This window comes from Pseudomonas sp. R3-56 (assembly GCF_051132075.1).
Lineage (GTDB): Bacteria > Pseudomonadota > Gammaproteobacteria > Pseudomonadales > Pseudomonadaceae > Aquipseudomonas.
In genome coordinates this window covers 5,198,439-5,218,534 of the sequence record NZ_CP071657.1, presented here as the reverse complement: position 1 = coordinate 5,218,534, position 20,096 = coordinate 5,198,439, and the positions used below count along the sequence as shown (strand labels likewise).

At 62.5% G+C, this 20,096-nt stretch carries 20 protein-coding genes; 14 read left to right on the top strand and 6 right to left on the bottom strand.

All coding sequences use genetic code 11. The features are described 5' to 3' along the window. Positions 1 to 8: 8 nt before the first annotated feature. Positions 9 to 296 (bottom strand): Asp-tRNA(Asn)/Glu-tRNA(Gln) amidotransferase subunit GatC, encoded by a 288-nt coding sequence (gatC, locus tag J3P96_RS23795; RefSeq protein WP_072388421.1) that lies wholly within the window; start codon positions 294 to 296, stop codon positions 9 to 11. A gap of 213 nt (positions 297 to 509) precedes the next feature. Between gatC and mreB the strand changes: the two genes are divergently transcribed. The 8 genes from mreB (at position 510) to tldD (ending at position 11,883) form a co-directional block, all read left to right on the top strand. After that, on the top strand, positions 510 to 1,547 hold the full coding sequence (mreB, locus tag J3P96_RS23790; protein ID WP_002555108.1) for a rod shape-determining protein MreB: 1,038 nt from the start codon (positions 510 to 512) through the stop codon (positions 1,545 to 1,547). Between the two features lie 169 nt (positions 1,548 to 1,716). Then, the gene (gene mreC, locus J3P96_RS23785) at positions 1,717 to 2,811 is read left to right on the top strand and encodes a rod shape-determining protein MreC (RefSeq protein ID WP_434653679.1); all 1,095 of its coding nucleotides are present in this window, start codon (positions 1,717 to 1,719) and stop codon (positions 2,809 to 2,811) included. Next, positions 2,808 to 3,296, top strand: coding sequence for a rod shape-determining protein MreD (mreD, locus tag J3P96_RS23780; RefSeq protein WP_305496816.1), 489 nt, complete (start codon positions 2,808 to 2,810; stop codon positions 3,294 to 3,296). The genes mreC and mreD overlap by 4 nt, the downstream gene beginning before the upstream one ends. 163 nt (positions 3,297 to 3,459) lie before the next feature. Next, positions 3,460 to 4,056, top strand: a complete 597-nt coding sequence (locus tag J3P96_RS23775) for a Maf family protein (protein WP_434653678.1) — start codon at positions 3,460 to 3,462, stop codon at positions 4,054 to 4,056. A gap of 57 nt (positions 4,057 to 4,113) precedes the next feature. Then, positions 4,114 to 5,571 (top strand): ribonuclease G, encoded by a 1,458-nt coding sequence (rng, locus tag J3P96_RS23770; protein ID WP_305496813.1) that lies wholly within the window; start codon positions 4,114 to 4,116, stop codon positions 5,569 to 5,571. Between the two features lie 61 nt (positions 5,572 to 5,632). Next, on the top strand, positions 5,633 to 9,436 hold the full coding sequence (locus J3P96_RS23765; RefSeq protein WP_434653677.1) for a YhdP family protein: 3,804 nt from the start codon (positions 5,633 to 5,635) through the stop codon (positions 9,434 to 9,436). Positions 9,437 to 9,571: 135 nt separating this feature from the next. Then, positions 9,572 to 10,435, top strand: coding sequence for a carbon-nitrogen hydrolase family protein (locus J3P96_RS23760; protein ID WP_434569809.1), 864 nt, complete (start codon positions 9,572 to 9,574; stop codon positions 10,433 to 10,435). A 5-nt stretch (positions 10,436 to 10,440) separates the two neighbouring features. Then, entirely contained in the window at positions 10,441 to 11,883 is a 1,443-nt protein-coding gene (tldD, locus tag J3P96_RS23755; RefSeq protein ID WP_003197828.1) for a metalloprotease TldD, read from the top strand. 155 nt (positions 11,884 to 12,038) lie between these two features. Here tldD and yjgA read toward each other — a convergent pair whose 3' ends face one another. After that, positions 12,039 to 12,563 (bottom strand): ribosome biogenesis factor YjgA, encoded by a 525-nt coding sequence (gene yjgA, locus J3P96_RS23750; RefSeq protein ID WP_305496807.1) that lies wholly within the window; start codon positions 12,561 to 12,563, stop codon positions 12,039 to 12,041. A 108-nt stretch (positions 12,564 to 12,671) separates the two neighbouring features. On the opposite strand from yjgA, the gene pmbA reads away from it, so the two are divergent. The 6 genes from pmbA (at position 12,672) to J3P96_RS23720 (ending at position 18,041) form a co-directional block, all read left to right on the top strand. Next, a complete protein-coding gene (pmbA, locus tag J3P96_RS23745; protein WP_434626111.1) occupies positions 12,672 to 14,018 on the top strand; it encodes a metalloprotease PmbA in 1,347 nt (448 codons plus the stop codon). 259 nt (positions 14,019 to 14,277) lie between these two features. Continuing rightward, positions 14,278 to 14,673: a FagA protein gene (locus J3P96_RS23740; RefSeq protein ID WP_434653676.1), complete on the top strand. Its 396-nt coding sequence runs from the start codon at positions 14,278 to 14,280 to the stop codon at positions 14,671 to 14,673. Further along, positions 14,666 to 16,042 carry a class II fumarate hydratase gene (locus tag J3P96_RS23735; protein WP_305496802.1) on the top strand — a complete coding sequence of 459 codons (1,377 nt, stop codon included), beginning with the start codon at positions 14,666 to 14,668 and terminating at the stop codon, positions 16,040 to 16,042. The genes J3P96_RS23740 and J3P96_RS23735 overlap by 8 nt, the downstream gene beginning before the upstream one ends. A gap of 27 nt (positions 16,043 to 16,069) precedes the next feature. After that, on the top strand, positions 16,070 to 16,510 hold the full coding sequence (locus J3P96_RS23730; protein WP_434626105.1) for a hypothetical protein: 441 nt from the start codon (positions 16,070 to 16,072) through the stop codon (positions 16,508 to 16,510). Position 16,511: 1 nt separating this feature from the next. Beyond that, positions 16,512 to 17,123: a superoxide dismutase gene (locus tag J3P96_RS23725; protein WP_434653675.1), complete on the top strand. Its 612-nt coding sequence runs from the start codon at positions 16,512 to 16,514 to the stop codon at positions 17,121 to 17,123. Between the two features lie 27 nt (positions 17,124 to 17,150). Continuing rightward, complete coding sequence (locus tag J3P96_RS23720; RefSeq protein ID WP_434626103.1) at positions 17,151 to 18,041, top strand: ZIP family metal transporter; 891 nt, start codon at positions 17,151 to 17,153, stop codon at positions 18,039 to 18,041. 76 nt (positions 18,042 to 18,117) lie between these two features. Here the strand turns inward: J3P96_RS23720 and J3P96_RS23715 are convergent, their stop codons facing one another. The 4 genes from J3P96_RS23715 to hpf are packed head-to-tail and all read right to left on the bottom strand — an operon-like array spanning position 18,118 to position 20,054. Continuing rightward, entirely contained in the window at positions 18,118 to 18,393 is a 276-nt protein-coding gene (locus J3P96_RS23715; RefSeq protein WP_434602828.1) for an HPr family phosphocarrier protein, read from the bottom strand. Between the two features lie 15 nt (positions 18,394 to 18,408). After that, a complete protein-coding gene (gene rapZ / locus J3P96_RS23710; RefSeq protein ID WP_434626100.1) occupies positions 18,409 to 19,266 on the bottom strand; it encodes an RNase adapter RapZ in 858 nt (285 codons plus the stop codon). A gap of 2 nt (positions 19,267 to 19,268) precedes the next feature. After that, positions 19,269 to 19,733: a PTS IIA-like nitrogen regulatory protein PtsN gene (gene ptsN / locus J3P96_RS23705; RefSeq protein WP_210642854.1), complete on the bottom strand. Its 465-nt coding sequence runs from the start codon at positions 19,731 to 19,733 to the stop codon at positions 19,269 to 19,271. Positions 19,734 to 19,745: 12 nt separating this feature from the next. After that, the gene (hpf, locus tag J3P96_RS23700) at positions 19,746 to 20,054 is read right to left on the bottom strand and encodes a ribosome hibernation-promoting factor, HPF/YfiA family (protein WP_039592236.1); all 309 of its coding nucleotides are present in this window, start codon (positions 20,052 to 20,054) and stop codon (positions 19,746 to 19,748) included. Between the last annotated feature and the right edge of the window lie 42 nt (positions 20,055 to 20,096).

Below are 20,096 nucleotides of genomic sequence, written 5' to 3'. Positions count from 1 at the left end.
CTTTCCCTTTAGTCGATGACTTTCGGAACCAGGTACAGGCCGTTTTCGACCGCCGGTGCGATGGACTGGTAGGCCTCGCGGTTATCGGACTCGGTGACGACGTCGGCGCGCAGGCGCTGGCTGGCTTCCAGTGGGTGGGCCAGCGGCTCGATACCGTCGGTGTCGACCGCCTGCATCTCGTCGACCAGCCCTAGAATGCTGTTCAGGGCAGAAGTAATGTGTGGAAGATCGGCTTCATTGAGGCCCAGACAGGCCAGATGAGCGATTTTTTCCACGTCGGAGCGTTCAAGCGCCATGGGATTCTCCAGTGGAAAACAAAACGGACGCAGTCTGTCCGTGTGTTAGATTGTCGGAACACTACCGCATTCTACGGCCCTACGGCCGCGATCTCGGGGTTTGGTGCACAGAAAAGCGGCCAATTTAACATATTGGCGCCTTGCCCAAAATCCCTGTCGTTGTTAGAGTTTGCCGCACTTTTTTACCCACGCGTTGCCTAGGGTCCCTTTCCCATGTTCAAGAAACTGCGTGGCATGTTTTCCAGCGATCTTTCCATCGACCTGGGCACTGCCAACACCCTTATTTACGTGCGCGAGCGCGGTATCGTCCTGAATGAACCCTCGGTCGTGGCCATCCGCACCCACGGTAACCAGAAAAGTGTCGTGGCTGTCGGTACTGAAGCCAAGCGCATGCTGGGCCGCACACCGGGCAACATTGCAGCCATTCGCCCGATGAAGGATGGCGTGATCGCCGACTTCAGCGTCTGCGAAAAGATGCTGCAGTATTTCATCAACAAGGTTCACGAAAACAGTTTCCTGCAGCCCAGCCCTCGCGTGCTGATCTGCGTGCCCTGCAAATCCACCCAGGTGGAGCGTCGCGCCATCCGGGAATCGGCCCTCGGTGCCGGTGCCCGTGAAGTATTCCTGATCGAAGAGCCGATGGCCGCTGCCATCGGTGCCGGCCTGCCGGTGGAAGAAGCCCGCGGTTCGATGGTCGTCGATATCGGTGGCGGTACCACTGAAATCGCCTTGATTTCCCTGAATGGCGTGGTCTATGCCGAGTCCGTGCGTGTCGGCGGCGACCGTTTCGACGAAGCGATCATCACCTACGTGCGCCGCAACTACGGCAGCCTGATCGGCGAATCCACCGCCGAGCGCATCAAGCAGGAAATCGGCACCGCCTACCCGGGCGGCGAAGTGCGTGAAGTCGACGTGCGCGGCCGTAACCTGGCCGAAGGCGTTCCTCGTGCCTTCACCCTCAACTCCAACGAAGTGCTCGAGGCGCTGCAAGAGTCGCTGGCGACTATCGTGCAGGCGGTCAAGAGCGCCCTGGAGCAGTCGCCGCCGGAACTGGCGTCGGACATCGCCGAGCGCGGCCTGGTGCTGACCGGTGGTGGTGCGCTGCTGCGTGACCTCGACAAGCTGCTGGCCCAGGAAACCGGCCTGCCGGTGATCGTCGCCGAAGACCCTCTGACGTGCGTTGCCCGCGGCGGTGGCCGTGCGCTGGAAATGATGGACAAGCACACCATGGACCTGCTCTCCAGCGAATAAGCTGGCGGGATCGTCTATGTTGTTCGCTTCCGGGCAGCACTTTGCAGTGCTGCCCGTTGGCGTTTATCTTCTGTCATTCGTATCCAGGCCGGTTGATGCCGTATGAATAAAGACAACATTTGCCTGGGAGGAGCGGCCTATTAAACCGCTTTTTGCCAAGGGCCCCTCATTGGGCGTACGCCTGCTGGTGTTGGCCGTGCTATCGGTCGCGCTAATGGTGGTCGATGCCCGCTTCACGCTGCTCAAGCCGGTGCGCAGCCAGATGTCGCTGGTGTTGATGGAGTCCTACTGGATCACCGACCTGCCGCAGCGGCTGTGGCAGGGTGTGGCCAGCCAGTTCGGCAGCCGCACCGAACTGGTCGCCGAAAACGAAAAACTCAAGACCGAAAACCTGCTGTTGCAGGGGCGCATGCAGAAGCTCGCGGCCCTCACCGAGCAGAACGTGCGGCTGCGCGAGTTGCTCAACTCCTCGGCGCTGGTCAATGAGAAGGTCGAGGTCGCCGAGTTGATCGGCATGGACCCCAATCCCTTCACGCACCGGATCATCATCAACAAGGGTGAGCGCGACGGCGTTGTCCTCGGCCAGCCGGTGCTCGACGCCCGTGGCCTGATGGGGCAGGTGGTCGAGCTGATGCCCTACACCTCCCGCGTGCTGCTGTTGACCGATACCACCCACAGCATTCCGGTGCAGGTCAATCGCAACGGCTTGCGGGCAATTGCCAGCGGCACCGGCAACCCCGAGCGCCTGGAGCTGCGGCACGTGGCCGACACCGCCGACATCAAGGAAGGCGACCTGCTGGTCAGCTCGGGTCTTGGCCAGCGATTCCCGGCGGGGTATCCGGTGGCGACGGTCAAGGAAGTCATCCATGATTCCGGCCAGCCATTCGCCATTGTCCGGGCGGTGCCCACGGCCGCGCTGAACCGTAGCCGTTACCTGCTGCTGGTGTTCAGCGACAACCGCACGCCTGAAGAGCGCGCCAATGACGCCGCCGTGGCCCAGGAAGTCCAGGATCGGCAAGGTGGCGAATCGACGGCGCCTGCTGCGCCTGCACCCGCACCTGCACCCGCGTCGGTCCCGGCCACGGTGCCAAAACCCCAAGTGACGGCGCCCGTCACGGCAACCACCCCGCCGGCCGCACCCGCTGCGACGCCTGCCCGGCCGGCCGCCCATGCGACGACATCCCAACCTGCACGGCCCGCGGCCAAGCCACCGGCCTCGACACCCGCCGCAACGCCGGCGACCAGGGGAGCACGAGAAGAATGAGCAGTACTCGATCCGGTAACGGCTGGATGGTCTGGCTGACCTTCGCCATCGGCCTGTTGCTCAGTGTGTCGCCGCTGCCGCAGTTCATGGAGATCCTGCGTCCGTTGTGGCTGGCCTTGCTGCTGGCCTTCTGGGCGCTGGCCCTGCCGCACAAGGTCGGCATGGTTACCGCCTGGTGCCTGGGCCTGACCGAAGATGTGCTTTATGGCACGTTGCTGGGGCAGAACGCGCTTATCCTGACCTTGATCACTTTCCTGGTGCTCTCGCTGCAACAGCGCCTGCGGATGTTTCCCATGTGGCAGCAGAGCCTGGTGATCCTGGTGATCTTTGGCCTGGCGCAACTGGTGCAATTGTGGCTCAGCGCACTGACCGGTAATCGTCAGCCGACGCTGGCGCTGGTGTTGCCGGCCCTGGTCAGTGCGTTGCTCTGGCCTTGGGTCAGCTTCGGTTTGCGTGGCTTGCGCCTGCGTTTCAAGATCAACTGATGCGGTCGGGATCTCTAGACTTTTTTTGATACCTACATCCCAGTGGCGAGGGAGCTTGCTCCCGCTGGGCTGCGTAGCGGCCCCATTTTTACGGTCGCTGCGCAACCGAGCGGGAGCAAGCTCCCTCGCCACAAAAGCCGGCGCGTACAAGGGAGATGTCTTGATGAAACCGCTTTACCTTGCCTCGGGCTCGCCGCGTCGGCGTGAACTGCTCACGCAGATCGGCGTTCCCTTTACCACTATCGGCGCGGACATCGACGAAACTCCCCTCGACCACGAAACCCCATCGGCCTATGTCGAGCGCCTGGCGCGCGGCAAGGCCGAGGCCGGGCTGCACTCGTTGCAGAACGGCACCGATTGCTGTGTGCTGGGTGCCGATACCGCCGTGGTACTGGATGGCCGGATTCTCGGCAAACCTCAGGACCAGGCTGATGCCAAGTCGATGCTGCTGAGCCTGTCCGGTCGCGACCATGAGGTATTGACCGCGATTGCCGTGCTCGATGGCCAGCGTTGCGAGTCCCGGGTGGTTCGCAGTCGGGTGCGCTTTCGCCCGGTCACGGAGCAGGAAGCGATTGCCTATTGGGCCAGCGGTGAACCCCAGGACAAGGCGGGCGGCTATGGTATCCAAGGGCTGGGCGCGGTGTTCATCGCCGACCTTGAAGGCAGTTATTCGGCCGTGGTCGGCCTGCCACTATGCGAAACCGCAGAACTGCTCGGCCATTTCGGCATACCCTGTTGGCAAACCTTGAGCGCGCGCTGAGCGCCGTCTGACCAGATGCGGCCATAAATCGTGAATATGCCTGAACGAGACCCTGCCATGAGCGAAGAGATCCTGATCAACATCACGCCGATGGAATCGCGCGTGGCGGTGGTTGAAAACGGCGTCCTGCAAGAGGTCCATGTCGAGCGTACGCAAAAACGCGGGATCGTCGGCAATATCTACAAGGGCAAGGTGGTACGGGTGCTGCCGGGCATGCAGGCGGCCTTCGTCGATATCGGCCTGGACCGCGCGGCGTTCATCCACGCCTCGGAAATTTCGATGCGCGAAGGGCCGGCGGTAGAGAGCATCAGCGCCTTGGTCCATGAAGGCCAGAGCCTGGTGGTGCAGGTCACCAAGGACCCCATCGGCTCGAAGGGCGCGCGCCTGACCACCCAGTTGTCGATTCCGTCGCGCTATCTTGTGTACATGCCGCGCACCGCCCACGTTGGCATTTCCCTGAAGATCGAGGACGAAGCCGAACGCGAGCGTCTGAAGAAGGTTGTCAGCGACTGCGTTGAGAAAGAAGGCATCAAGGAGGCCGGCGGTTTCATCCTGCGCACGGCCGCCGAGGGCGCCGGGGCCGATGAAATCCTCATGGATATCCGCTACCTGCGCAGGCTCTGGGACCAGATCGCCGAGCAGATCAAGACCATCGCCACGCCGAGTGTGATCTACGAGGACCTGGGCCTGGCGCTGCGGACCCTGCGGGACCTGGTCAGCCCGAAGATCGAGAAAATCCGTATCGATTCCCGGGAAACCTTCCAGAAAACCACCCAATTCGTCGCCGAGCTGATGCCGGAAATCGCCGACCGCCTGGAGCACTACCCTGGCGAGCGGCCGATTTTCGATCTGTACGGCGTCGAAGATGAAATCCAGCGAGCCCTTGAACGCAAGGTGCCGCTCAAATCCGGCGGTTACCTGGTGGTCGATCCGGCCGAGGCGATGAGCACCATCGACGTCAATACCGGTGCATTCGTCGGCCATCGCAACCTTGAGGAAACCATCTTCAAGACCAATCTTGAAGCGGCCACGGCCATCGCCCGGCAACTGCGCCTGCGTAACCTGGGCGGGATCATCATCATCGACTTCATCGACATGGAAGACGAAGAGCACCAGCGCCAGGTGCTGCGGACCCTGGAAAAACAGCTCGAACGCGATCACGCCAAGACCAACATCATCGGCATTACCGAACTGGGCCTGGTGCAGATGACCCGCAAGCGCACCCGCGAGAGTCTTGAGCAGGTGCTGTGCGAGCCGTGCAGCAGTTGCCAGGGCCGGGGCAAGCTGAAGACTCCGGAAACCGTGTGTTACGAAATCTTCCGGGAAATCCTCCGGGAGGCACGCGCCTACCAGGCCACCGGCTATAGAGTGTTGGCGAACCAGAAGGTGGTGGATCGCCTGCTGGATGAGGAGTCCGGCAACGTCGCGGAGCTGGAGGCCTTTATCGGGCGCACGATTCGCTTCCAGGTGGAAACCATGTATTCCCAGGAACAGTACGACGTGGTGTTGCTCTGAAGCGGCGCGCGCAGCGCCAGGGCCACGAATATGAATGCCTTTGCCAGGGGAGCCCGCTGACATGGAGCGTCTGACACGCCTTATGGGGACGCTGACTCGCTGGGGGCTGGGCCTGTGTGCGCTGCTGCTGATACTGCTGGCCCTGTATGTCAGCCTCGGCCGAGAGTTGATCCCGCTGGTGGCCGAGTATCGCGGTGGAGTCGAGAGCCGGGCCGGCGAAGCGTTGGGCATTCCCGTGCACGTTGGTAGCCTCGAAGGCAGTTGGAGCGCCCTGGCGCCCGTCCTGGCGGCGCGCGACGTGGTAGTCGGCGAGGGGCCCAACGCCTTGCACCTGGATCAGGTACGTGCCGTGCCTGCGGTGTGGGACAGCCTGCTGGCGCGCCAGGTGCGCATCGCTCATCTGGAAGTCAGCGGCCTGAAGGTCAGCCTGAAAGAGGGCGCTGACGGCAAATGGTCCCTTGAAGGCCTGCCGGTGAAGGACGATCAGCCGCTCGATCCGCAGCAATTGCTTGAACGCATGCAGATGATTTCAAAACTGTCGGTGCTCGACAGTCAGGTCACCTTGCAGCCGCTGGACCATCCGCCCCTGAGCCTGACCTATGTTGGTCTGAGCTTGCGCACCGGTCCGGCTCGCCAGCGCCTGGACGCACGTCTTACCCTGCCTGACGGCCAGCCCGTGGCGCTCAACCTGCGCACCCGTATCCGCGCCAGCGATTGGCGAAATGGCGAGGGCGACGCCTACCTGAGCCTGCCGCAAAGCGACTGGTCGAAATGGCTGCCGAAACGCCTGACCCGGCAGTGGAATTTTGCCGAGATCAAGGCCGGTGGGGAATTCTGGCTCAGTTGGGGCGGGGGCACGGTGCAAAGCGCCGCCGTGCGGTTGAACGCGCCACAGATCCAGGGCGCCTATGCCGATCGCAAGCCCGTGCAGATCCACAACCTGGCCCTCAACGGATATTTCCAGCGCAGCAGCCAGGGGTTCACCGCGACCTTCGACTCGCTGGCGATGAACCTGGGTGAGACGCGCTGGGAAACACGCCTGCAATTGCAACAGAACGGCGCCACCGAGAAGGTCGAGGAGCGTTGGCACGTGCAGGCCGATCGCCTTGACCTGACGCCGCTCACGCCGTTGCTAAATGCCCTGGCGCCATTGCCCGAAGGTGTCGCCACGGCGATCGACCGGCTCAAGGTGACCGGTGGCCTGCGCAACGTGTTGCTGGATTACCGGCCACAGAACACCGGTGATCAGAAAATCAGCTTCGCCACCAATCTGGACACGGTCGGGTTTGACGCCTATCGCGGCGCCCCGGCGGCGCGCAACGTCTCCGGCAGCCTCAGCGGTGACCTCGGCGGCGGTGAGCTGCGCATGGACAGTAAGGATTTTTCCCTGCACCTGGACCCGATTTTCGCCAAGCCCTGGCAATACTTGCAGGCCAATGCCCGGCTGACCTGGAAGCTCGACAAGCAGGGATTCACCCTGATCGCACCGTACTTGAAGGTGCTGGGAGAGGAAGGGCGGATTGCCGGTGACTTCCTGATCCGCCTGCATTTCGACCACAGCCAGGAAGACTACATGGACCTGCGGGTCGGCCTGGTGGACGGTGACGGGCGCTACACCGCCAAGTACCTGCCGGCCGTCCTCAGTCCGGCGCTGGATGAATGGTTGCGCACCGCCATCGTCAAGGGCGCGGTGGACGAGGGTTTTTTCCAGTACCAGGGCTCGCTGAACAAAGGTGCCGAGGACGCGTCTCGCAGCATCAGCCTGTTTTTCAAGGTGCATGACGCCGAGCTGGCGTTCCAGCCGGGCTGGCCTTCGGTCAGCAAGGTCAGCGGCGACGTCTTTGTCGAGGACAGCGGCGTGCGTATCTATGCCAGCCAGGGGCAACTGCTGGACACCCAGGTCAAGGATGTCGCGGTAACCATTCCCCATGCGCCGGCCGGGCAGAATGTCCATCTGTTGTTGGACGGCGGCTTCGCCGGGGTATTGGGCGACGGGCTGAAAATCCTCCAGACCGCGCCCATCGGCACGGCCGAGACCTTCGCCGGTTGGGAGGGCGAGGGCGATCTGCAAGGCAAGGTGAACCTGGATATCCCGCTGGCCAAAGGTGAACAGCCGAAGATCCTGGTGGATTTCAGTACCGACAAGGCCCGGCTCAAGCTCAGCGAGCCGGCGCTGGAGCTGACCCAGCTCAAGGGCGACTTCCGTTTCGACAGCAACAAGGGGCTCAGTGGCAAGAACATTGCGGCCCGGGCATTCGACCGGCCGGTAAGCGCGCAGATTTTTGCCGAGGGCCGTGCCGGTGCGCTCGACACACGGGTGGTGGCGTCCGGGCGGGTCGAGGTCAAGAAGCTTACGGACTGGTTGAGCGTGACCCAGCCGTTGCCCATCTCCGGCGTGGTTCCCTATCAGTTGCAAGTGACGCTCAACGGTGCCGACAGCCAATTATCGGTCAGCTCCGATCTCAAGGGCGTGGCGGTGGATCTGCCGGCGCCCTTCGGCATGGCTGCGGATGTCGGGCGCGATACAGTGTTCCGTATGACGTTGCAAGGGGCGGAGCGGCGCTACTGGGTCGACTATGGCGACGTGGCCAGTTTCACTTACGCCGCGCCGAGCGGAAAAATCGCTGACGGGCATGGCGAATTGCTGCTGGGCGCCGGCGAGGCGGTTCTGCCTGGCGCCAAGGGGCTGCGGCTGCGCGGCACATTGTCGGAGCTGGACGTGAGCCCCTGGCAGGATCTGTTGGGCAAATATGCCGGCAAGGACCCGGGCGGCAGTGCCCGGCAGGTGCTCAGCAGCGCCGACCTCAAGGTTGGCAAGCTCACCGCCATGGGCACGACACTTGACCAGGCCTCGGTACAGTTGGACCGTAAGGCTGATGCCTGGGCCCTGCGGCTCGACAGCCAGCAGGCCAAGGGCAGCGTCAACCTGCCGGATGCGAAGGCCGCGCCAATCGGGATCCGCCTCGACTATGTGCGCCTGCCGGCCGCGGACCCGACGGTCCAGGCCGACGAAAACGCCCCGGACCCGCTGGCCTCGGTCGACCCGAGCAAAATCCCGGCGATGGATATCGCCATCGACCAGTTGTTCCAGGGGCCGGATCTCATTGGTGCCTGGTCGCTGAAAGTCCGGCCGACGGGCAAGGGCATCGCGCTGAATGACCTGGACATGGGCCTCAAGGGCATGGTCCTGCATGGCAATGGCGCCTGGGAGGGCCTGCCCGGTTCCACCAGCAGTTGGTACAAAGGCCGGATCAAGGGCAAGAACCTCGCCGATGTGCTCAAGGGCTGGGGGTTTGCGCCTAGCGTGACAAGCCAGGAATTCCATCTGGACGTCGACGGACGCTGGCCCGGTTCGCCTGCGTGGGTCGCCACCAAGCGTTTCTCTGGCAGCCTCGATGCGTCACTCAACAAGGGCCAGTTCGTCGAAGTCGAAGGCAGCGCCCAGGCCTTGCGGGTTTTCGGCCTGTTGAACTTCAACTCCATCGGCCGGCGCTTGCGCCTGGATTTCTCCGATCTGTTCGGCAAGGGGCTGAGCTACGATCGGGTCAAGGGCCTGCTGGTGGCGAGCAGCGGTGTGTACGTGACTCGCGAGCCGATCACCCTGACCGGACCTTCGAGCAACCTGGAACTCAACGGAACGCTGGACATGGTGGCCGACCGGGTCGATGCCAAGCTGCTGGTAACCTTGCCTGTCACCAATAACCTGCCGATCGCCGCGTTGATCGTCGGTGCACCGGCGGTGGGTGGGGCGCTGTTTCTGATCGACAAGCTGATCGGCGACCGCGTGGCGCGTTTTGCCAGCGTAAGATACGACGTCAAGGGGCCGTGGAAAGAGCCGAAGATCACTTTCGACAAACCGTTTTGACAGGTAGTGACAATCCCTTTGTGGGAGCGAGCCTGCTCGCGAAGGCATAGGATCAGTGCAAGTGATGTGAACTGACCCAGCGCTTTCGCGAGCAGGCTCGCTCCTACAAGGGAGATTCGATAGTAAGGAGGCACCATGCCAATCGCCGTGATTCAAATGGTCAGCCAGAGCGATGTGCTCGCCAACCTGGCCCGTGCCCGGGTGTTGCTGGAGCAGGCCGCGGCGGGTGGCGCACGGCTGGCGGTGCTGCCGGAAAACTTTGCGGCCATGGGCCGGCGGGACGTTGCCGATATCGCGCGGGCCGAAGCCTTTGGTCAGGGTCCGATCCTGCCGTGGTTGAAACAGGTCGCGCGCGACCTCAGGTTATGGATTGTGGCCGGCACGTTGCCGTTGCCGCCGGTGGGCCAGCCCGAGGCCAAGGCCCATGCATGTTCGTTGCTGGTGGACGACCAGGGCGAGATCGTCGCGCGTTATGACAAGCTGCACCTGTTCGACGTGGACGTGGCGGACAATCGCGGTCGTTACCGCGAATCCGATGACTATGCTTATGGAGGCAACGTGGTGGTTGCCGACACACCGGTGGGCCGGGTTGGCCTGACGGTCTGCTACGACTTGCGTTTTCCCGAGCTCTACAGCGAGTTGCGGGCGGCCGGGGCCGAGCTGATTACCGCGCCTTCGGCGTTTACCGCGGTGACCGGCGCTGCGCATTGGGACGTACTGATTCGCGCCCGGGCCATCGAAACCCAGTGCTACGTGCTGGCGGCCGCCCAGGGTGGGTTGCATCCGGGGCCCCGGGAAACCTTTGGCCATGCCGCGATAGTCGACCCGTGGGGGCGTGTGCTGGCGCAACAGGATCAAGGCGAGGCCGTGCTGCTGGCCGAGCGCGACGACAGTGAACAGGCGTCCATTCGGGCGCGCATGCCGGTGGCGAGCCATCGGCGCTTTTTCTCGCAGGGCGCCCGACAGCGACCTGTCCAAGACGACGAATTCAAGGCGTAAAACATATGAGCGGGTTGTTGTCCTCAGTCAGTGAACACCTTTTAGCCCCCGGCGGCGTGACCCTCGAAAGCCTGCAAGGCGTGCTGGGCGACCTGGCCGGTCCGGGCATCGATGCGGCCGACCTGTATTTCCAGGGACAGATTTCCGAGTCCTGGTCGCTGGAAGACGGCATCGTCAAGGAAGGCAGTTTCAACCTCGACCAGGGTGTGGGCGTGCGTGCCCAATCCGGCGAAAAGACCGGGTTTGCCTACAGCAACGCCATCACCCTTGAGGCCCTCGGCGCTGCGGCTCGTGCGGCTCGCTCGATTTCCCGGGCCGGGCAGAATGGCACGGTCCAGGCGTTCAGCAGCCAGGACGTGGCCCAGCTGTATGCGCCGGACAACCCACTGGAAGTCATGAGCCGCGCCGAAAAGGTCGAGCTGCTCAAGCGCATCGACGTCGCCACGCGTGCCCTCGATCCGCGTATCCAGCAGGTATCGGTGAGCATGGCCGGGGTCTGGGAGCGGATTCTGGTGGCCTCCACCGACGGTGGCCTGGCGGCGGATGTACGGCCGCTGGTGCGCTTCAACGTCAGCGTGATCGTCGAGCAGAACGGTCGTCGTGAGCGCGGCGGCCATGGGGGTGGCGGTCGTACCGACTATCGTTATTTCCTCAGCGAAGACCGCGCCATGGGTTACGCCCGCGAAGCGCTGCGCCAGGCGCTGGTGAACCTGGAGGCCATCCCGGCCCCGGCCGGTACGTTGCCGGTGGTGCTCGGCTCCGGCTGGTCCGGCGTGCTGCTGCACGAAGCCGTGGGCCATGGCCTGGAAGGTGACTTCAACCGCAAGGGCAGCTCGGCCTACAGCGGACGCATGGGCGAGATGGTCGCCTCGAAACTCTGCACCATCGTCGACGACGGCACGCTCGCCGGGCGTCGTGGCTCGCTGAGCGTCGACGACGAAGGCACCCCGACCGAATGCACCACGCTGATCGAGAACGGCGTGCTCAAGGGCTACATGCAGGACAAGCTCAATGCCCGCCTCATGGGCGTGGCCCGCACCGGCAACGGTCGCCGCGAGTCTTACGCGCACCTGCCCATGCCGCGCATGACCAACACCTACATGCTCGGCGGCCAGAGTGATCCGGCGGAAATCATCGCGTCGGTGAAGAAAGGCATCTACTGCGCCAATCTCGGCGGCGGCCAGGTGGACATCACCAGCGGCAAGTTCGTGTTTTCCACCAGCGAGGCCTACCTGATCGAAGACGGCAAGATCACCGCACCGGTCAAGGGCGCGACGTTGATCGGCAACGGGCCGGAGGCGATGAGCAAAGTGTCGATGGTCGGTAACGACCTGGCGCTGGACAGCGGCGTGGGCACGTGTGGCAAGGACGGTCAGTCGGTGCCGGTAGGCGTCGGTCAACCGACCCTGAAGATCGATGCGATTACCGTGGGTGGCACGGGCGCATAAAAATATTCAAGGATGTGCGCACGTCATCGTGGCGAGGGAGCTTGCTCCCGCCGGGCTACGCAGTAGCCCCAATGCGGTTGCTACGCAACCGAGCGGGAGCAAGCTCCCTCTCCACGGTAACTGCCGCCTCTTGCAGAGGAGTCAAGCTGTTACGATCAGCGCAGGCCGCGTTGAGTCTCGTCCAGCTCACGGATGTACTTGAAGATTTTACGGCTCGACGCCGGCGGCTTGTTCTGCGCCAGTTCGTGCTGGGCCTGACGGATCAGCGAGCGCAGTTGCTGGCGATCGGCGTCCGGGTAGTCGATGACGAATTTTTCCAGAGTGCCGTCATCGCCTGCGATCAGGCGATCACGCCAGCGTTCCAGGTTGTGGAAACGCTCGTTGTACTGCCGGGTGGAGGCATCGAGCTGGTCGAGCAGAACCAGGATGGCGTCAGTGTCCTGGTCGCGCATCAGCTTGCCGATGAATTGCAGGTGCCGTTTACGCGCGATATTCGCGGTGTGCTTGGGCGCATCGGCCAGGGCCCGGCGCAAGGCGTCGGTCAAGGGCAGTTTGGCCAGCAAGTCAGGCTTGAGTGTTGTCAGGCGCTCGCCGAGGTCAACCAGAGCATGCAGCTCGCGTTTGACCTGGGATTTGCTTTTTTCACCCTCGTAGAGGGAGTCGTCGTAAGAATCAACCATGGTGGCAGTCCGCAAAGAAACGCCGCCATGATAACCAGTCGGGGGCCGCTTGTCCGGCCCGGTCGCTCGATGGCCATTACCGAAAGCAGAATTTGAGTGGAGAACACCATGAGTGCAGTTCAAAGCGTCGGCCCGCAAGCATTGCCGGCACTGCAGGAACAGGTCGAGCAGATCCTCGCCGAAGCCAGGCGACAGGGCGCCAGCGCGTGCGAAGTGGCGGTGTCGCTGGAGCAGGGGCTGTCGACGTCGGTGCGCCAACGCGAAGTGGAGACCGTCGAGTTCAATCGCGACCAGGGCTTTGGCATCACCCTTTACGTGGGACAGCGCAAGGGGTCGGCCAGCACCTCGGCCAGCGGCCCTGACGCCATTCGCGAAACAGTTGCCGCTGCACTGGCGATTGCCCAGCATACGTCGGAAGACGAAGCCTCCGGCCTGGCCGATGCCGCGCTGATGTGCAAGGAGCTCAAGGACTTCGATCTGTTCCACGCCTGGGACATCACGCCCGAGCAGGCCATCGAGCAGGCACTGCGCTGCGAAGCGGCAGCATTCGACGCCGACAGCCGGATCAAGAATGCCGACGGCACTACGCTCAATACCCACCAGGGATGCCGCGTCTATGGCAACAGCCATGGTTTCATCGGCGGGTACGCATCGACGCGTCACAGCCTCAGCTGCGTGATGATCGCCGAGGCCGACGGGCAGATGCAGCGCGACTACTGGTACGACGTGAGTCGCCAGGGCACATTGCTGGCGGACCCGGTGAGCATCGGCCAGAAGGCTGCGCAACGGGCCGCCAGTCGCCTGGGCGCGCGGCCTGTGCCGACCTGTGAGGTGCCGGTGCTGTTCTCCGCCGAGTTGGCCGGTGGCTTGTTCGGCAGCTTCCTGTCAGCGGTGTCCGGCGGCAACCTGTACCGCAAATCCTCGTTCCTCGAAGGCGCGCTGGGCCAGAAACTGTTTCCTGAGTGGATGACCATCGACGAGCGTCCGCACCTGATGCAGGCCATGGGCAGTTCGGCTTTCGACGGGGATGGCCTGGCCACCTATGCCAAGCCGTTCGTGGAAAACGGCGAGCTGGTTTCGTACATCCTCGGCACCTATTCGGGTCGCAAATTGGGCATGCCGAGCACCGCTAACGCCGGTGGCGTGCACAACCTGTTCGTCACTCATGGCGAGGAAGACCAGGCAGCGCTGCTGCGGCGCATGGGGCGTGGGTTGTTGGTCACCGAGCTGATGGGGCATGGCTTGAACATGGTGACCGGCGATTATTCCCGTGGCGCGGCGGGGTTCTGGGTCGAAAATGGCGAGATCCAGTTCCCGGTCCAGGAAGTCACCATTGCTGGCAACATGCGCGATATGTTCAAGCAGATCGTGGCGGTGGGCAGCGACTTGGAGCTGCGCAGCAACATCCGCACCGGCTCGGTGCTGATCGAGCGAATGATGGTGGCGGGTAGCTGAAACTCATCGCATCAAAAAAGGCGCGTCATCCGTTGGGATGACGCGCCTTTTTTGTACCCGCGGAGACCCGAGACAAGAGAGCTTTTGTGGCGAGGGAGCTTGCTCCCGCTCGGTTGCGCAGCGACCGCAAAATCCTGGGGCCGCTGCGCGACCCAGCGGGAGCAAGCTCCCTCGCCACGACGGTGAGTGCTATCTTGCTGTTGTGTTGGTTCTTATTATCATCTAATAATGAATCTCATTCGCCGAATGAGCCCCGGTCATGAGTCTTGCCCTGCACGAACAACCCTACCTTGAAAACTGGCGCTGGATGAGTCGCCAGATCCGCTGCGCGATGAGCCCGGACGAGCCGCGGCTGATCGAACACTACCTGGCCGAGGGGCGCTACCTGGCCTGCTGCACCGCCACGTCGCCGTGGATGATTAGCGAAACTGCCTTCCGGCTGTTGCTCGACACCGCTTCGGATGTCGCGCTGCCCTGGCACTGGCGCAACCTCTGCCTGGATCAAGCCTGGCGCCCGTTGCGTGAACTTGAGCGGCAGGCGCTTTGCCGCTGCCGCCTCAAGCGTTGGCAAAGCCATGCCTGGGCGCTGGCTACCTGCGCGCTGGAGCCGTCGATTTCTCTTATTGAACTGGAGCAAGGATTTCCCGATGAGTAATACCCGTATCGAACGCGACAGCATGGGTGAACTTCAGGTCCCCGTGGACGCACTCTATGGCGCGCAGACCCAGCGCGCGGTGGATAATTTTCCGGTCAGCGGCCAGCGCATGCCGGCGCAGTTCATTCGTGCCCTGATCCTGGCCAAGGCCGCCGCCGCACGAGCCAATGTCGAGTTGGAGCAAATCAGCGTCGCCCAGGGCAAAGCCATCGTCGATGCGGCCCAGGGCCTGCTCGAAGGCGACTTCATGGCGCATTTCCCGGTGGATATCTTCCAGACCGGCTCCGGCACCAGTTCCAACATGAACGCCAACGAAGTGATTGCCACGCTTGCCAGCCGCTTGCTGGGAGAGGTGGTCAACCCGAATGACCACGTCAATTGTGGCCAGAGCAGCAACGACATCATCCCCACCAGTATTCATGTCAGCGCCGCGCTGGCCCTGCACGAGCAATTGCTGCCGGCGCTGTTGCACCTGGTCCAGGTGATCGAACGCAAGGCCGAAGAAGTCCACCCCTTCATAAAGACTGGCCGCACCCACCTGATGGATGCCATGCCGGTGCGCTTGAGCCAGGTGCTCGACGGTTGGGCGCAACAGCTCAAGGCCAACATCGGCCACTTGCAGGATCTGTTGCCGAGCCTGCAGTCCCTGGCCCAGGGCGGTACGGCGGTTGGCACCGGCGTTAATGCCCATCCACGCTTCGCCGAATTGTTCAGCCAGCAGCTGACGCAACTGACCCAGGTGCAATTCACCCCGGGCAAGAACCTGTTCGCGCTGATCGGCTCCCAGGACACTGCCGTGGCGGTTTCCGGGCAGCTCAAGACTACCGCCGTGTCGCTGATGAAAATCGCCAACGACCTGCGCTGGATGAACTCAGGGCCGCTGGCCGGCCTGGGCGAGATCGAGCTCGAAGGCCTGCAGCCGGGCTCCTCGATCATGCCCGGCAAGGTCAATCCGGTCATTCCCGAAGCCACCGCCATGGTCGCGGCCCAGGTCATCGGCAACGACACGGTGATTACCATCGCCGGCCAGTCGGGCAATTTCGAACTCAACGTGATGCTGCCGATCATCGCCCAGAACCTGCTGAGCAGCATCGCCCTGATGTCCACCGCCAGCCGATTGCTGGCGGACAAGGCCATCGCCACGTTCAAGGTCAACGAAGCCAGGCTCAAGGAAGCGCTGTCGCGCAATCCTATCCTGGTCACGGCACTGAATCCGATCATTGGTTACCAGAAGGCCGCTGAAATAGCCAAGAAGGCTTATCAGCAAGGTCGCCCGGTGATCGATGTCGCCTTGGAACACACCGACCTGTCGCGCGCCGAACTGGAGATCCTGCTGGACCCGGAAAAGCTCACCGCCGGTGGTGTGTAACCCCGACACTTGTGTGGAGGACTCATCATGGAGCATTGGAAACGTACGATCGAACGGGCCAATCACCATTTCCTGCAGGGCGAGTGGGTGGATGCCCGCGAAGCCTACCTGCAGGCCCTGGCCCTGGCGCAGGTGTTGTTCGAGCGTTGGGCGGATGCCGACGAAGCCGTGGCCGCCTGTGTCGTGTCGCATCACAACCTGGCGGATCTGCACTTGCGCCTGAACCAGCCGGAGGAGAGCGCCGAGTACCTCTGCGCGATTCACCAACGGTTATTGCAGACCATGCAGGACGAACGCCTGGCGCCGGCCCTGCGTGCCGCCGCGATGCGCCAAAGCCACAGGACCTACGTCGAACTGCTGAATTTCATCAGCGAGCATGGCGAGTACCCACGCACTCAGCGCCTGCTGCACAACGCTGCCGTTTCGTCCCGGCACAGCCACGTCCCTCATCATTACGGAGTCCACTGAGATGGCTTTCACCTTGCCTGCATTGCCTTACGCTTACGACGCCTTGGAACCGCACATCGATGCGCAGACCATGGAGATTCACTACACCAAGCATCACCAGACTTACATCAACAACCTCAACGCGGCGGTGGATGGCACTGAATATGCCGATTGGCCCATCGAAAAACTGGTGGCCAGCGTGGAGCAATTACCGCAGGCGCTACGAGCCGCGGTGATCAACCAGGGCGGTGGTCATGCGAACCACTCGCTGTTCTGGGGAGTGATGACGCCCCACGGTGGCGGCCAGCCGGACGGTGCGCTGGCAGCGGCGATAGACGCGCAGTTGGGCGGTCTCGATCAGTTCAAGGAAGCCTTCACGAAAGCGGCACTGACCCGCTTCGGCAGCGGCTGGGCCTGGTTGAGTGTGACCCCGCAAAAGACTCTGGTGGTGGAAAGCAGCGGCAACCAGGACAGCCCGCTGATGGGCGGCAACACGCCGATCCTGGGCCTGGACGTCTGGGAGCATGCCTATTACCTGCTGTATCAAAACCGCCGTCCGGAATACATCAACGCGTTCTACAACGTGATCAATTGGCCAGAAGTCGCCCGGCGCTACCAGGCTGCGCTTGCTTGAGTTCTTATAAACAACCCAAGGCTGACTATGGACACTGAAACTCTGGCGATAGGCGGCGGGCGAATGTTCCGCTATGCCTTGGGCTCGCTGTTGCTGTTGGCCGGCATGACATTGTTGGTGGCCCAAGGGCTGGCGTGGCTGGAGCTTGAGCCAAAAATGTTGCGTGCGCTCCAGGGCGGTGGGCTTTGCGCCTTGGGTACGGCGTTGGGCGCGGTGCCGGTGCTGGTGATACGGCGCATGCCTCAGGCCATGAGCGACTCGCTGCTGGGCTTCGGGGCCGGGGTGATGCTCGCCGCCACCGCGTTTTCGCTCATCGTGCCGGGCATTGCCGCAGCCGAGCAGTTGGGCTTCACGCCTTGGGCGGCCAGCGGGCTCATCTGTTTCGGCATCCTGTCGGGGGCGTTCGGACTGTACCTGGTTGACCGCAAGGTCTCTGCCAGCCCTGAACGACTGGTTGCGACCCCAGGACGACCGGTTATTGCGCCGCGGATCTGGTTGTTCGTGTTCGCCATCATCGCCCACAACATCCCGGAAGGCATGGCGGTGGGCGTTTCGGCGGGCGGCGGCATGGCGGATGCCGATAGCCTGGCGATGGGCATCGCTTTGCAGGATGTGCCGGAAGGGCTGGTGATTGCGCTGGTGCTGGCCGCGGCGGGGATGTCGCGGGTCAAGGCGTTCCTGATTGGCGCAGCGTCAGGGCTGGTCGAGCCGGTGTTCGCATTGCTCTGTGCCTGGCTGGTGACGTTGGCCGAGGTGCTGTTGCCGTTGGGGCTGGCGCTGGCCGCTGGAGCGATGCTGTTAGTGGTGACCCATGAGGTCATCCCCGAGTCGCGTCGCAATGGGCATGAAAAACTGGCGAGCCTGGGGCTCTTGCTTGGGTTCTGCTTGATGATGGTGATGGATACGGCGTTGGGGTGATGCAAATCTGCAAGTGGATGAGCTTTTGTGGTGAGGGAGCTTGCTCCCTCACCACCGGCAAGTCAGCAGTGCCTGATTACTCGCCTTCGTCGAAATAGTTGTTGATCAGTGCCACCAGCGCATCCATGGCTTCCTGCGCCTGTTCACCTTCGGTACTCAGGTGGATCTTGGTGCCTTTACCCGCAGCCAGCATCATCATCGCCATGATGCTCTTACCGTCGACTGTTGCCTCCGGCGTGCGCCCGACCCTGATCGTGGTTTCTGGAAACTTGCCGGCGACACCTACAAATTTCGCCGATGCACGGGCATGCAAACCCAGCTTGTTGATGATTTCAATTTCCCGAGCAGGCATCGCGATGTGAATCCTTTAGCTGAGGTCGCGGTGGCGAACCTGGACATTCTTCAGGGATTTTTGCAGGAGCTGACCCAGGCGTTCGGTCAGGTACACGGAACGGTGATGACCGCCGGTGCAGCCGATGGCAATCGTGACATAGGCACGATTGCTGGCGGCAAAACGCGGTAGCCACTTGAGCAGGTAGCTGGAGATATCCTGGTACATTTCCTCGACATCCGGCTGGGCAGCCAGGTAGTCGATCACCGACTGGTCAAGCCCGGACTGCTCGCGCAGTTCGGGTTTCCAGTAAGGGTTGGGCAGGCAGCGGACATCAAATACCAGGTCGGCATCCACCGGCATGCCACGCTTGAAGCCGAACGACTCCACCAGGAACGCCGTACCCGGTTCCGGCTGGTTCAGCAGGCGCAACTTGATGGTGTCGCGCAACTGATACAGGTTCAAGTTGGTGGTGTTGACCTTCAGGTCCGCCAGGTCGGCAATCGGCCCCAGCAGTTGGCTCTCGTCATGGATCGCTTCAGCCAGGGAGCGGCTGGCGTTGCTCAACGGGTGGCGTCGACGGGTTTCCGAGAAGCGCTTGAGCAGGGTTTCTTCGTCAGCGTCGAGGTACAACACGTCGCATTGGATGTGCCGGCTGCGCACTTCTTCAAGCAATGCCGGAAATCGCGACAAATGGCTCGGCAGGTTACGCGCGTCGATCGAGACGGCGACCAGCGGTTGCGCCAGCTCGGTGTGGATCAAGGCGCGCTCGGCCAGTTGTGGGAGCAGGCCGGCTGGCAAATTGTCGATGCAATAGTAGCCACTGTCCTCAAGAACGTTAAGGGCCGTGCTTTTACCGGAGCCGGAGCGGCCACTGACGATGATCATGCGCATGTTTAATGACCGTTCTGCTCGTCCAGGACTACCTGATACAAGGCTTCGTTGCTCGGGGCGCTGCGCAGTTTTTCGCGTACTTCCTTGCGGTCGAGCATGCTGGCGATCTGGCGCAGCAGCTCGAGGTGCGCATCGGTCGCCGCTTCCGGGACCAGCAATACGAACAGCAGGTCGACCGGGGCGCCGTCGATGGCGTCGAAATCGATGGGGGCTTCAAGGTGTAGCAGCGCACTGATCGGCGCGGAACAACCCTTGAGGCGGCAATGGGGAATGGCGATGCCGTTGCCAAAACCGGTGGAGCCGAGTTTCTCACGGGCAACCAGCGCCTCGAAAACGTCCTGCATTTCCAGATCCGGTACTTCGCGGTGGATCAGGTTGGCGATTTGTTCGAGGGCTTTCTTTTTACTGCCACCCGGCGCGTTCACCTGGGAACGGCCGGGGGTCAGGATGGATTCTAGTCGGATCATGGATTGGGGGGGTTAACGACCGGTTGCGCCCTGGAGGAGGCTCTGGGTCTTTTCCTTATGCTTTTTGAGTTGGCGATCCAGCTTGTCGGTCAGCAGGTCAATCGCGGCATACATGTCTGAATGCTCTGCGTTGGCAACCACTTCTCCGCCGGGGATATGCAGCGTGGCTTCGATTTTCTGCAGCAGCTTCTCGACGTTCATCGTGACTTGCACATTGGTGATCTTGTCGAAATGCCTTTCCAATCGGTCGAGCTTTTCGCCGATGTAGGTGCGCAGGGGTTCGGTCACTTCCAGTTGGTGTCCACTGATGTTGACTTGCATACAGCTTCTCCTTCGTTGCCAGTGCATAAAGCGGCAGGTAGA

What these genes read in the sequence shown, in the direction of transcription:
- J3P96_RS23765 (WP_434653677.1), top strand. Translation starts at nt 5,633, where the DNA reads ATGGAGCGTCTGACACGCCTTATGGGGACGCTGACTCGCTGGGGGCTG.
- J3P96_RS23760 (WP_434569809.1), top strand. Translation starts at nt 9,572, where the DNA reads ATGCCAATCGCCGTGATTCAAATGGTCAGCCAGAGCGATGTGCTCGCC.
- mreB (WP_002555108.1), top strand. Translation starts at nt 510, where the DNA reads ATGTTCAAGAAACTGCGTGGCATGTTTTCCAGCGATCTTTCCATCGAC.
- J3P96_RS23775 (WP_434653678.1), top strand. Translation starts at nt 3,460, where the DNA reads ATGAAACCGCTTTACCTTGCCTCGGGCTCGCCGCGTCGGCGTGAACTG.
- tldD (WP_003197828.1), top strand. Translation starts at nt 10,441, where the DNA reads ATGAGCGGGTTGTTGTCCTCAGTCAGTGAACACCTTTTAGCCCCCGGC.
- pmbA (WP_434626111.1), top strand. Translation starts at nt 12,672, where the DNA reads ATGAGTGCAGTTCAAAGCGTCGGCCCGCAAGCATTGCCGGCACTGCAG.
- J3P96_RS23735 (WP_305496802.1), top strand. Translation starts at nt 14,666, where the DNA reads ATGAGTAATACCCGTATCGAACGCGACAGCATGGGTGAACTTCAGGTC.
- J3P96_RS23720 (WP_434626103.1), top strand. Translation starts at nt 17,151, where the DNA reads ATGGACACTGAAACTCTGGCGATAGGCGGCGGGCGAATGTTCCGCTAT.
- J3P96_RS23730 (WP_434626105.1), top strand. Translation starts at nt 16,070, where the DNA reads ATGGAGCATTGGAAACGTACGATCGAACGGGCCAATCACCATTTCCTG.
- hpf (WP_039592236.1), bottom strand. Translation starts at nt 20,054, where the DNA reads ATGCAAGTCAACATCAGTGGACACCAACTGGAAGTGACCGAACCCCTG.
- gatC (WP_072388421.1), bottom strand. Translation starts at nt 296, where the DNA reads ATGGCGCTTGAACGCTCCGACGTGGAAAAAATCGCTCATCTGGCCTGT.
- J3P96_RS23715 (WP_434602828.1), bottom strand. Translation starts at nt 18,393, where the DNA reads ATGCCTGCTCGGGAAATTGAAATCATCAACAAGCTGGGTTTGCATGCC.
- J3P96_RS23740 (WP_434653676.1), top strand. Translation starts at nt 14,278, where the DNA reads ATGAGTCTTGCCCTGCACGAACAACCCTACCTTGAAAACTGGCGCTGG.
- rapZ (WP_434626100.1), bottom strand. Translation starts at nt 19,266, where the DNA reads ATGCGCATGATCATCGTCAGTGGCCGCTCCGGCTCCGGTAAAAGCACG.
- ptsN (WP_210642854.1), bottom strand. Translation starts at nt 19,733, where the DNA reads ATGATCCGACTAGAATCCATCCTGACCCCCGGCCGTTCCCAGGTGAAC.
- yjgA (WP_305496807.1), bottom strand. Translation starts at nt 12,563, where the DNA reads ATGGTTGATTCTTACGACGACTCCCTCTACGAGGGTGAAAAAAGCAAA.
- rng (WP_305496813.1), top strand. Translation starts at nt 4,114, where the DNA reads ATGAGCGAAGAGATCCTGATCAACATCACGCCGATGGAATCGCGCGTG.
- mreD (WP_305496816.1), top strand. Translation starts at nt 2,808, where the DNA reads ATGAGCAGTACTCGATCCGGTAACGGCTGGATGGTCTGGCTGACCTTC.
- J3P96_RS23725 (WP_434653675.1), top strand. Translation starts at nt 16,512, where the DNA reads ATGGCTTTCACCTTGCCTGCATTGCCTTACGCTTACGACGCCTTGGAA.